Source organism: Pedobacter sp. Leaf41, assembly GCF_001422545.1.
In the GTDB taxonomy this organism is placed as follows: domain Bacteria; phylum Bacteroidota; class Bacteroidia; order Sphingobacteriales; family Sphingobacteriaceae; genus Pedobacter.
Map to the genome: position 1 here is coordinate 1 of NZ_LMLE01000002.1, position 12,244 is coordinate 12,244.

The following is a 12,244-nucleotide window of genomic DNA, read 5'->3' on the forward strand; positions in this document are numbered from 1 at the left end:
ATTTTTGGTTACCTTTTTATCAAGAAAAAGGTAAAAGGCCGCCGCCGATGAGGCGAAAGGAATGATTGAAAAGAGATCCTTCGACTACGCTCAGGATGACAGCGGACGAGATTCAGCTTAAAAGATCTATCCGCTGCGGTCGTGATAACAAGTTGCGAATGATCTGTTCATCATTGAAAGTTTTAATCGCTATACCAACTCCTTTTCGTCGACAAATTACAGGCGTTGGTCTGATAGTTACTTAAGCTGGTATAATACACCATTTTTCCCTGCAACGTTTTGGGGGTGATGGCGTCTTATTATCAGAAAACATTAAGAAACTTAAAATATAAAGTCATGAAAAATTTAACAAAAACATTATTCGCAGTAGCATTAACAGCAGTAGTATTCACTTCATCAGCAATGAGCAGCTTCGCTATAGCGCCTATCAAAAAAGAAACAAAAGTAAACGCAGTTCCTACATTCAAAAGAATTTGGGTAAGTGGAAATGTGAAAATTAACTTAACACAGGGAAGCACCACGAGCATTTTAGGCAGCGATGGTTATGATGCAACTAAAACATCGGTAATGAGTGATGGCAGAACACTTTTCATCAACTCTTTAGAAAATAGTCAGGTTACGTTAAACATTACCGTTAAAGATTTAGAAAGAATCGAAGCCTACGGACAATCGGTAGTGCTAAGCACCAATAACCTTGATGTTAAAAACCTCCAGTTATTTTTAAATCAGAGCGCCACGGTAAAAATCAAAGCAACTGCCGGAAGTTTATACACCGTTGTTAAAGAAGACGCAGTACTAAAATTAAATGGTACGGCAGATCAAAGCACGATGGTTGCCAGTAATAACAAAAACGTTAACATTGAGAAATTTGCCAGCAAACAATCAGCTTCATACACTTCAGAAGCGATTATGAACGCCGCACAAAATGCAATGGTTTTAGCAAAATAAGCGGTAATTATTTATAGGTAAGCAGCTGTCTGGAAATGGGTAGCTGTTTTTTTTTGCCTTTATTTTTTTGGCGCAGATTAGTGGTGAATGTTTAATAGATGAAAACTATAATTTTATATCTTTAAATAGATTTTGATAATATTATTTTTTTTTCTGTTTTTTTTGTTGTCGGTGATGAATCGAAAATCTCCTTTGTTTTGCATACATTTTTCGGGGTTTTGCAAACATTGATACCAGAACGTAAGCCTAATTTTGGTTATTCAAAAACATCAAAAATGGAAATTAAAAAAATTAAGTTAGGCAATCAAGGTTTAATTGTACCTCAAATTGGTTTGGGCTGTATGGGGATGACGGGTTTTGAAGATGCCAATATGTATGGAGCCGCAGATGAAAATGAAGCGATTGCTACCATTCACAAATCGCTTGAAATGGGTGGCAATTTTCTAGATACTGCAGATTTATACGGTCCCTTAAAGAACGAACAGCTTATTGCAAAAGCAATGGGAGCAGATCGGAATAAGTACATCATAGCCACTAAATTTGGCTGGGAAATTAATGAAGAGAATAAAGTAACCTGGGCTATCAACGGGAAAAAGGAATATGTGAAAATGGCGGTAGAACGATCACTTAAAAACTTAAAAACCGATTATATTGATCTATACTATATGCATCGGTTGGATAAAAACACGCCAATTGAAGAAACCGTTGGTGCCATGAGTGAACTGGTTAAAGAAGGCAAGATAGGTTATATCGGTTTATCAGAGGTATCTTCCGAAACGGTGAAAAGAGCACATGCTGTACATCCGGTTACAGCTGTTCAAAGTGAATATTCTTTATTTGAGCGAACAGTAGAAGAGCGGGGCATACTTCAAACGTTAACAGAATTGGGAATCAGTTTCGTGGCGTATTCACCACTTGGTCGTGGCTTTTTATCGGGCGATATTAAAAAAATGAGCGATTTACCGGAAAACGATTTCAGAAGGGCAATTCCACGCTTTCAGGAAGCTCACTTCCATAAAAATATCGAATTGGTAGAAGCCATTGAAGCCCTGGCTAAAGATAAAAATGTAAGTGCTTCTCAATTGGCCATTGCCTGGATTATTAATAAAGGAATTGTTCCTATTCCTGGTACTAAAAGAAGAAAGTATTTGGAACAAAATATGGCTGCGGCGAGTATGGAATTAACACCTTCCGATGTAGCTACATTAGAAAGTATAGTGCCTCTTGGTACGGATACTGGCAAAGCCTATGACGAATTTAGTATGGGCTTGCTCGATTAATTTCACGGCTGCATCATGATGCAGCCGTAATTCTTTACCCTTTTATTTGTAAATTACCAACATGAATGCCATAAATTCGATTTCACAATTTCACCGGTTATTATCGCTTCCGGAACCATTACACCCTTTAGTTAGCGTCATTAATCTGGATCAGGCGATTTTTTTGAAGGATGAAATCTGGAAAGGTTTTATCAATCGTTTTTATTGTGTGGCTTTGAAAAGAGGTGCTACAGGTAAAATCAGGTATGGGCAACAGCATTATGATTACGATAAAGGCGTGCTCAGTTTTACTGCTCCAAACCAGGTTCAGTATCTTGATTTGAATCAAATGGAATGCGGTTCGGGTTATTTGCTCATCTTCCATCCTGATTTTTTACTTCGCGATAGCCTGGCAAACACTATTCACCAATATGGCTTTTTCTCCTACGCGGTAAATGAGGCACTTCATTTATCAGCAGAAGAAGAGGATAACCTAATCGCGATATTGAACAAAATAAATAATGAATGTGTGCATATTGATAAGCACACCCAGGAAATTATTCTCTCACAAATAGAGCTGCTTTTAAATTATTCAAACCGCTTTTACGAGCGGCAATTTATTACCAGGAAAAATAATAGCCATGAATTGCTATCCAAATTCGAAAGGTTACTGGAAGATTATTTTGTGAAAAACCAGAACAACGGTTTATTAACGGTACAATATATGGCAGGGCAAATGAATCTTTCGCCCAATTATCTAAGCGATTTGTTGCGGGTGCATACCGGGCAAAATACACAACAACACATCCATGAAAAGTTAATTGAGAAAGCCAAAGAGAAACTTTCTACCACAAATTTATCGGTGAGTGAAATTGCTTACGATTTAGGTTTTGAGCATGCGCAATCGTTTAGCACCTTATTCAAAAAGAAGACCAATCTTTCTCCACTTGCTTTTAGGCAAGAATTTAACTAGCGGAAATTTAGTTGACTTCGATCTTTGCGGTAATTTCACTTAGCATTTTTTCGCTGAAATTATGATGGCCAGCCAGCCATTTGCTTATTTCTGCCACCTGCGTATCTACCAGTTGGGCAAAAGTATCAGCATCTATTCCTTTTTCTTTTAAAACCTCGCCTACCTTCCTGGCCGTGTTTTGGTTGATGCTGGTTAATTTTTCAATTGCCGGGTTTCCGTTTTCTTGTATCCAGTTAGATACCATATCTTCTTTTTCGGTATTCATTCCTTAGCGTATCCTTTTTTAATGTGGCGGCAAAGATATTGATTAGAAATTTAGGCGCAAAAAAATTGCGCCAGGCTTTGGAGTGTCCTTATTCATTATTTTTCAGGATCAAAACCTTTTAAGCACAATGCTGTTTTATTTGCCGATACCTAACCAAATCGTAAACCCGTTTAGCTGATCATTCAATTAAAAAAAGATTACGTTAATTTGAGTAGGGGCAATACAAAACCAATCATCTTGCAAACACAACATAACCCTATGGAGAAGAAAAAGTCTTTCTTTCCTAAACTGATGCTTATCCTTTCTCTGGCAGTATTGCTTGGGGTAGAGGGTTATTTTGGTTTTAGGTTACATCAGCTTTCTGATCAGCAGGAACGTATTAAGGAAGATTATTCCAATATCAACAACATCACCTACGGATTATTTTCTGTGCAAAAATGGAAAGATAATGTATCCAGAATTGTGCATCATCAGGTACGAAACCTGAAGATGACCAAAAAGCAGAAACGGGTTTTGCAACAGGAAGTAGAAAAGGTAATACTTGCTTTGATTGATAAGGCGGAGGCGCTGGTTAATAAACCTAAAAAAACCATTAGCGGTAAAATTCAAAAATTTGCGATCAAGAACTTTGTCAATTCTGACAGCATTAGGGCACAGGTACCCACTTTCGCCAGAAAAATTATTGCCGAGGTTGATGATCCAAAGAATAAGAAAGAGTTGAGTAAAATGGCCATCGGCGAATTTAATGAGTTGGCCACCGAAGAAATGAAAGACAGTGTTTTTGTAGCCAAACAAGCTGAACTAAAAAGATTGTTTGCAGGTTACAAAGTAAACAACACCGATGAGCTGAACAGCAAATTAAGGGCTTCTTTATCTAAAATACGTACGCAAACCTATCAATATTCTTATGGAATGCTGGCTTGTGTAGCCGTGGTTTTGGCTTTTTGGTGGGGTTTAAGAAAGCGCCGCGATTTACACGTTACCCTTTTTGTGATGTCGCTCCTTTTTGCATTCATGTTGCTTGCCGTTGGCCTAACCGCCTCTATGATTGAAGTAGATGCCCGCATTCGCTCTATTGATTTTGTGTTGCTTGGCGAACATATTGTATTTGAAGATCAGGTGCTGTTTTTCCAAAGTAAGAGTATTATGGATGTGGTGAAGGTTTTGCTTGGTCAGGAAGGGATTGATTCTATCCTGGTAGGGGTGCTGATTCTCGCTTTTAGCATTTTATTTCCGGTAGTTAAACTTACTTCCACTGGCATTCATTTGCTCGGCAATAAAAAATTGGCGGAGAATGGAGTTGTGAAATATTTCGCCTTTCAATCGGGAAAATGGAGCATGGCTGATGTTATTGTAATTGCGATTTTGATGGCTTACATCGGTTTGAACGGATTGTTAGAAGGGCAGCTCCAGGCACTGAATATTAAAAATGATTCGCTCACCATCCTCACTACCAACAACACGGCCTTGCAACCGGGTTATATCATTTTCATCAGTTTTGTGCTTTATGGATTGATTTTATCCACCATACTTAAATTTATTACTCCACACGATGCGCATTAACCGGTTTTAATTATGATGGCGACAAATTCTTCCACTCCCGATACTCCACGCAAAAAGAGCAAGGCAGCTCCCTTTGTACTCATTGCCGTATTAAGCATCCTTTTGCTTGGCGCAGCCTATGCGGGTTTTCGTTTTTATCAGCTTGCTGTTGAGCAAAAAAGCATTAAAGAAGATTACAGTTTATCGAACAACATCACCTTTGGTATTTTTTCTGTAGACCGCTGGGGAGATAAAATTTCTGCCGTTGCCGACCGTAGAGTGAAGGGTTTCAAACTCACGGGTGAGCAAAAACTGGAAATGCGGAAACAGGTTGAAAAAGAACTCCATGGGCTAATTAACCAGGCTGTTGCTGAGATTACCAAACCACAGAAGGGACTTGGCGGCAAGCTTAAAAAGCTGGCTTTTAATACATTTGTTGATCAGGATGAACTGCATGCCCAGGTACCTTCGTTTGCCAAAACCATTGTAGTGAAAATTACAAGTCCGGGGAGTTTAAAGAAAATTAAAGGCATTGCAACCAGTAAGGTAGATGAGCTGGAGGCGCAAACCTACGACCATAGCGATACCACCATTACTACTGTAGAACGTAATATTTACAAGAAATACCACGCCGCGAATGCTACTGCATTTGATAAAATTATTGAGACCAAATTGGCTTACATTAAAAAGATGACCATGACCTTTGGCTCGATTATGCTTGGCTGTATTTCCATTGCATTTTTAATGTGGTTATTTTTACGCAAACAGGTTCAGTTGCATGCCCCATTATTCGTCATGTCGTTATTGTTTGCCCTGGTATTGCTTACCGTAGGAATTTTCTCGCCAATTATTGAAGTGGATGCCCGAATCAAAACCCTTGAGTTTGCGCTGCTGGGCGATAAAATTGCCTTCACCAATCAGGTGTTATTTTTCCAGAGCAAAAGTATTCTCGGGATTATAGGTACTTTGATCGAGCAGCCAAAACTTGATTCGGTATTGGTGGGTGTACTGTTATTACTTTTTGTAGTGATTTTGCCTTTATTGAGGATTATAGCCAGAGCGTTACATGTAGCCTGTGCTCACCTCTTCGGAAGTAAAAAGGCTTTGCGGTTTTTAGCCTTCGATTTGGGGAAATGGGATATGGCTGACGTAATGGTGGTTGGGATTGCGATGACTTATATCGGCTTGAATGGCATTTTGAAAAGTCAGCTTTCTGGTTTGAATATAGAGAATGAAACCTTAAAAACGGTTACTTCCAACAATTCGGCCTTACAATTGGGCTTCTTCGTTTTTGTTGCCTATGTTATTTTCGCCAAGATCCTTTCTTACATCCTTAAAAAGATCGACGAACGCAATGGCGAATGTTAATGCTTAGCCAAAGCCTGTTTGCTATGGTAACAGGCTCAGGTATTAAAAATTAGCTCCCTGATTTGCTTCCCCCTGATTTCACATCATCGTTACTGATGCTCCGCTGATTCTTTTTAATGGCATCTTTGAGTTTACCAAATTTCCAATTTAAACTTACATTGAAAGAGCGGTTATAGTTTTGTCCGCGGTATCGCTGCGAGAAGTTTGGCCCTTCTGTAAGGGTTTCATAGTAGCGGTATTTCATAAACGGATTGTTAACACCCGCCGAAATCGTAAGCTTATCTTTCACCAATTCTTTGCTTCCGCTGAACGACATGTAATAATATTGCCCGGATCTGCCTTGCAATAAAACATCGGCAGAGCTGTAGTTAAAACTTGCATTTGCCCGCCACTCTTTTTCAAATTTGTAGCCTGTATTGAGGTAGATACTGCCCGATAACCCTTCATTTTTGGTCGCTAAGCCATTAATTGTTCCTTCCAGCCAGGCGTAACCAGCGTTACCACTCACCGTAAGATTCCACTTTTTGGTAAGCGGATAATTGATGTTGATATTGGCCGTCAGGTTTTTATTACGCCCTACGTTTGCAAAGGTGCTGCGGGTAATTTTATCTGCATCGTTGTAAATTGAAATGTTCTGAATGGTGTTGTTGGCAAAATTATAGCCCACCCCGGCGTTGATAGAACCTTTCTTGAAGCGACTGTAGGTAAGATCAAAATTATTGCTCAAAACGGCTTCCAGATCCGGGTTTCCGCTGTATTCGAAGTTTGGCACCGAACGATCGACGAATGGATTTAAATTATCTATTCCCGGGCGTTCAATTCTTTGCGTGAAACCAAAGTTTAAACTGCTTTGATTTTTAAATTTGCGGTTAACTGAAAACGAAGGGATAATGTTAAAATAATCGGTATTTACATTTGAGGCATTGCTGATGAAATCGGCTTTTACAAATGTTTCTTCTATCCTTACACCAGCTTTGAAACCCCAGTTGGTTAAGTTATAAGCGTAAGAGTTGTAGGCGCCAATTACATCCTGGTTGTTGTTAAAAATGTTTGTCCGGGCCGGATCAATCTGATAATCGCCACCACTAACCTGCCTTTTGAATTCGAAACTACTGTTGTTATCTCTGAGAATTCCTTTCAAACCAGCTTCAATATTTAGTTTTTTTATGGGATGAACATAATCGAGCTGTATGGTCTGCTCCTTCGAGCGGCTTTCGTTTTCCTGAATATAATTGGGATCGTTAAAATTCTGGCGGTTGATGAAATTCAACTCATTTCTTTGCGGATTAGTTCCGTTACTGTATTTATAAGAAAAGGTAAGCAGACGTTCTTTGTTACTTTTAAAACCGAGCTGATAATTTAAACTTAAATCCATGCCGCCCCAATCGAAACGGTTGTTGCTAATTAAATCATAGGCGGTAACCTGCGCTGGAGAGGTTAGACTAAAAGATTGATTATTGGCCGATTTGTTGTAACCGCCATAGGGATTAATTTCTGCAGTAATTAAGTTTAAGGTATCTATTTCAAAACTCAACTCTGCGCCCCCGTAGCGGTAATTGTTATTGAATTTTCGGTTTCCGATGTTTAAAAGTTCAGAGGGGTTGGCGCCTGAAGTCGTTCGTGAATTGATGTTTTGAGTGGTTGGCGTGCTGTAAAATCCAGTTCCACCGTAAGCGGTTACGCCAAATTTCCGTTGTTTTACGGTGAAAAACCCGCCAATGCCGGGGCCGCCAGCCGGAAACTGATGTCTTAAATTTAAACTGCCGTTGTAACCGTTATCAATTTTTTTATTGGTGATAATGTTGATGATCCCCGACAAACCCTCGCTGTCGTATTTAGCCGGAGGCGTGGTGATGACTTCAATTTTCTGAATGGAAGAAGCAGGCATGGCTCGCAAAACATCTTTAGGACTTCTCGCTACCATGCTCGATGGTTTTCCGTTGATCAGGATTTTATAATTTCCACTCCCTTTTAATTTGATGTTATCATCAGCATCCAAAGAAAGCAATGGCACCTTGCGCATCATATCCAGGGCAGTCAAAACTTTGCTTTCGGGGTCAGCCTGAATGTCATAACTGATTCTATCAATTTCCTGCTTAATTACCGGGCGGGTTACACTCACCGAAACTTCGTTCAGGTTATTTACCTGCGAGGCCAAAGTAATCTGACCGGCGTTGAAATCAGGTTTATCGGCATTAATTTCGAACGATAAAATCTTCGCATTGTAGCCAACGGCAATGGCTGTTAAACTGTATTTGCCGGCAACTATTTTATCAAATTTAAATGTGCCGTTTTCTGCTGTAACAGCTGTTTTAATCGCTTGGCCATCTTTTTTAATAGCCAGCGTAATAAATTCAAGCGCTTTTTTTGAAACAGAATCGATTACTTTTCCCTGTACAATGCCACCTTTTTCCTGAGCGGAGGTGTGAAGTACAATTGTGGTAAGTAAAATGGTAAATAAGAGGTGAAAGCGTTTAAAGTAATTCATGAAAGATGAGGATTTCGTAAAATAAAAAGGGAATCGAAATGATTTAGATTTTAAGTGTTAATTAGCTAGAAGACGTTGAATTTTATTAAAGGTTGCATCAAAAAGAAAATTATTTTTCTTTTTGATGCAACCCGGTTGTTTTTGGAAGCAATTATTAAGGCTTCCTTAAATAGATATGGCCATAAGAAGAGCTGAAATCGTAGGTGGCACCTTTGCCTGGATTCGCATTAATGGAGGTAAAAAAACGCTGCTCTTTAATTTCTTCCGGCTTGAAATTAAAGTCAGTATAAATTTTGCCAAAACGATTAGTCATTTTTAATGAGCCTATAGCTTTTTCCTGGAGCTTGGCATCGATACCACCATAAGTTGCATCAATTTTTATTGGGCCCTCAAAATCAACCAGTTCTACAATCCCATATGTAGAGCTTAAGTTAGTTTTCGTATTAGCCGGAAGCTTGATCTCAATACTAATCTCGATATTTCGACTTTGATAATTCGCTGTCACCGTACTGCCCTTTTCCCTCAAAAAAGCGTTCATTTCTTCTTTGGTATTGAAAATACTTTTCACACCATTTGTAACAGCATAAAAACGTTGTGGAATTTTGGCCATTTCGAGTTTATTTTTAATCGAGATCTGATCTTTTGATTCGCTTTCAATCAGACTAAAAACATCAGCTGCGGCAACACCATCAACTTTAACCGTTGCCACAACAGCAATTTCCTTTTTGTCCCAATTACTTACTCTAATCGTTTTCGGAAAGTCGAAGTCAAAATTTACCGTCTGTCCGGCTGTTATTGGATAAGATTTACTGATTGTTTCCTGAGCAAAAGCAATGCAAGATACCGTGGCCATTAAAAGCCAGCAAAAAAATGTTTTCATAAGGTGAAGGTTTAAGTTCCAACAGGCACTAAGCCTATTGGAAATTTGAGATTGAATTATTTAACACGGAGATATACGTTATCGTAGTTGGATTTAAGGATAAAATTGGCACCGCCACCATTTATTTTTCCTTTAATATCTTCAGAACTTCTACCTCCATAAACGGCTATTCCGTTTGCAACCCTGATGTTTTTATTGTTTGAAATAATTGTTCCGCTACCGCTTTTTAGGCCAGAAATAAGAAGGGCTTCATTCGTTGCTGATTTAATCGTGGTAATCAAATCCTCATCTTTTGGCTTTTCTTCTGCAACATTTTTCTCTAGGGCAATTTTAAGCCCGTCGGCAGCATATAATTTTCCATAGCTGGTAGATAGATCTACGTTTGCCTTTACACTTACAGGGAGCGATACATCTACATGGCCATAAACAGAAACAATAGAAACCGGTCCTTTAATGGGCTCAACAAAGCTGGCATCAATACTTCCGTACAATGATTTAATATTCATTGGGCCAGTATTATTTTCCAGCTTGATTTTATTATAACTCGTTGATATTTCGAGCTCATTTTTTAAGTTTTTCAGAATGATATCTTCCTGGTAAATGCTGCTCTGATTGGCAAAAGTTACCTTGATGTTTTGGGGTACTTTAATCGTTAAAACGCCATCAATTTTCTTGTTTACAACATTCACATTCACTTCAGTCCCCTTCTCCGAAATATCGAGACCTAAACCGCTGTTATCTACAAAACCAGAGCCACTGATTACGCGAAGCCCCTTTGCCCGTTCATCTACTTTCTCCGTTTCGCCCGCTGGTAAAGAAAAGATGATTTCGTTTCCGCTATACCCTTCTACTATTGCACCGGCAACATGTAAATTCAGCTGACCATTTGTTTTGCTTATTTTGTATTCTTTCTGTGCAGAAGCGGTTATCGCCATCGTAAGCAGAGAAAAAAGAACGATAAATTGTTTTTTCATGATTTTATTTTTTTAAATGTTATAATTTGTCTTGGTTTAGTAATACGTTGTAAGCTTCATCTCTTACCGCGGCAAAAGTTTCCGGATTATTCGCAATCGATTTAAGTTGATTATCGATTTTGAGTCCTTTCATTTTGCCTAAAAAGCTAATCAGCCCAAGCTGAACAATCGGATCATCCTGGTTATTTAAAGCGTTAACCAAAAGTGAAGCGGTGTAGCGGTCGGCACTGTACTTTTGAAGCACACTTAGGGCTGCCAGGCGAACATTGGTATTTCCATCGTGATTAAGCGTTTTAGAAAGCATGTTCAATACATGGTTGTTGATGGTTTCTGCTTTTTCTATTTCCAAAATAGCGAGCAGCCTTACACTTGCCGAGCTGCTATCTGTTAATGCCTGATAATCGCTGTTTGTGGTGTGCACCGTGGTTGTTTTCGTTTTTAAATGTTTTGTTTGAGGCTGATAGGCCACTGTTTTTTGCACTTCCACTGGTACCATTTCGGTTGGTGCAGGTATTGATTCTGCCTTTCTGGTTGTTGGTTGAGGCTGAATCACTTTTGGTTTTACCGCCGTGTAAACCGGATTTTTCGCCTGCTGCTGATCAAAAATAAACCAGGTTGCTGCAATGGCAATTAATACGGATGCTGCAAGCCACCACTTTTTGTTATTGTAAAGTGATACTGTTTTGGCTTTCGGTGCTGCCTGTGGTGCAACTTGCTGTTTAAAGCGTTGCATATCAAAAACAGGTGCTTCGAGATGATCGAATTCCTCCCTGTTCCGCTCCACAAAATCTTTCAATTGATCATTCATAATAAACTTTATCTTTTAATGATAGTAAAATCTTCTTCTTTGCCCTGTGGTATTGCGTTCTTACATTCGTTGCTGTTAAATCTAACATCACTGCAATTTCCTCATGGTTCAGTTTTTCAAAAACATGCAGGTTGACGATGGTTTTGTAACCAGCAGGAAGCGATTCAATACTCTTCTTCAAATCTTCTACCTTACAATCCAACACCTCAAAATCTTCTTCTACATCAGCTACATTTTCTAAATCCATTTCTTCCATATCAGAAAACAAAATTTTCCTTTTTCTGATGTGTGAAATGGAGCGGTTTATTGCTGCTCTTCTTACCCAGGCCTCAATGTTTAATACGCCATCTAACTTTGCTACTTCACTAAACACTACACAAAAAGTATCTTGCAAAATATCTTCGGCTTCTCCTGTGTGACTCACAATTCTGCTAATCGAATTATAAACTTTTCGGGCATATCGGTTATACAATCCAGTATAGCCGCCCTCATGCCCGTTAAGGCAAAGGCCAATTAATTCTTTATCCGTTATGTGATCTGCAGACGGCAAGTTCGGAGCTTTTTAATGTGTTAATTAGGTATGTTCTATAGGGTAGTCGCAACTTATTTAAAAGTGTTACACTTTTTTAATATTTTTTGAAAATAATATTTCAACACGCTATTGATGATCCGAAAGATCGGGATTTGCGTAGAGAACAAAAACTAAATTTGGCTCTTGTTTATCAGTAATGGACTTTGT

General features: G+C 38.9%; 11 protein-coding genes. 5 read left to right on the forward strand and 6 right to left on the reverse strand.

What is annotated here, in order from left to right:
• The first annotated feature begins 336 nt into the window (after positions 1 to 336).
• From ASE92_RS06500 to ASE92_RS06510, 3 genes are all read left to right on the forward strand, one after another.
• On the forward strand, positions 337 to 948 hold the full coding sequence (locus ASE92_RS06500; protein ID WP_056849354.1) for a GIN domain-containing protein: 612 nt from the start codon (positions 337 to 339) through the stop codon (positions 946 to 948).
• 275 nt (positions 949 to 1,223) lie between these two features.
• Complete coding sequence (locus tag ASE92_RS06505; protein ID WP_056849355.1) at positions 1,224 to 2,228, forward strand: aldo/keto reductase; 1,005 nt, start codon at positions 1,224 to 1,226, stop codon at positions 2,226 to 2,228.
• Between the two features lie 61 nt (positions 2,229 to 2,289).
• Positions 2,290 to 3,180, forward strand: coding sequence for an AraC family transcriptional regulator (locus tag ASE92_RS06510; protein ID WP_056849313.1), 891 nt, complete (start codon positions 2,290 to 2,292; stop codon positions 3,178 to 3,180).
• Between the two features lie 7 nt (positions 3,181 to 3,187).
• Here the strand turns inward: ASE92_RS06510 and ASE92_RS06515 are convergent, their stop codons facing one another.
• A complete protein-coding gene (locus ASE92_RS06515) occupies positions 3,188 to 3,445 on the reverse strand; it encodes a hypothetical protein (RefSeq protein ID WP_056849314.1) in 258 nt (85 codons plus the stop codon).
• A 258-nt stretch (positions 3,446 to 3,703) separates the two neighbouring features.
• Here ASE92_RS06515 and ASE92_RS06520 point away from each other — a divergent pair, with 258 nt between their 5' ends.
• Both ASE92_RS06520 and ASE92_RS06525 read left to right on the forward strand, forming a co-directional pair.
• Positions 3,704 to 5,008 (forward strand): paraquat-inducible protein A, encoded by a 1,305-nt coding sequence (locus ASE92_RS06520; protein WP_235527304.1) that lies wholly within the window; start codon positions 3,704 to 3,706, stop codon positions 5,006 to 5,008.
• A 12-nt stretch (positions 5,009 to 5,020) separates the two neighbouring features.
• Positions 5,021 to 6,355 (forward strand): paraquat-inducible protein A, encoded by a 1,335-nt coding sequence (locus tag ASE92_RS06525; protein ID WP_235527305.1) that lies wholly within the window; start codon positions 5,021 to 5,023, stop codon positions 6,353 to 6,355.
• 49 nt (positions 6,356 to 6,404) lie between these two features.
• Here the strand turns inward: ASE92_RS06525 and ASE92_RS06530 are convergent, their stop codons facing one another.
• The 5 genes from ASE92_RS06530 to ASE92_RS06550 form a co-directional block, all read right to left on the reverse strand.
• Positions 6,405 to 8,843, reverse strand: coding sequence for an outer membrane beta-barrel protein (locus tag ASE92_RS06530; protein WP_056849316.1), 2,439 nt, complete (start codon positions 8,841 to 8,843; stop codon positions 6,405 to 6,407).
• Between the two features lie 154 nt (positions 8,844 to 8,997).
• Positions 8,998 to 9,723: a hypothetical protein gene (locus ASE92_RS06535; RefSeq protein WP_157255660.1), complete on the reverse strand. Its 726-nt coding sequence runs from the start codon at positions 9,721 to 9,723 to the stop codon at positions 8,998 to 9,000.
• 56 nt (positions 9,724 to 9,779) lie between these two features.
• Positions 9,780 to 10,697, reverse strand: a complete 918-nt coding sequence (locus tag ASE92_RS06540; protein ID WP_056849318.1) for a DUF4097 family beta strand repeat-containing protein — start codon at positions 10,695 to 10,697, stop codon at positions 9,780 to 9,782.
• Between the two features lie 19 nt (positions 10,698 to 10,716).
• Positions 10,717 to 11,505: a HEAT repeat domain-containing protein gene (locus tag ASE92_RS06545; RefSeq protein WP_056849319.1), complete on the reverse strand. Its 789-nt coding sequence runs from the start codon at positions 11,503 to 11,505 to the stop codon at positions 10,717 to 10,719.
• Positions 11,498 to 12,055, reverse strand: a complete 558-nt coding sequence (locus ASE92_RS06550) for an RNA polymerase sigma factor (RefSeq protein WP_056849320.1) — start codon at positions 12,053 to 12,055, stop codon at positions 11,498 to 11,500. Before ASE92_RS06550 ends, ASE92_RS06545 begins: the two co-directional genes overlap by 8 nt.
• Positions 12,056 to 12,244: the final 189 nt, after the last annotated feature.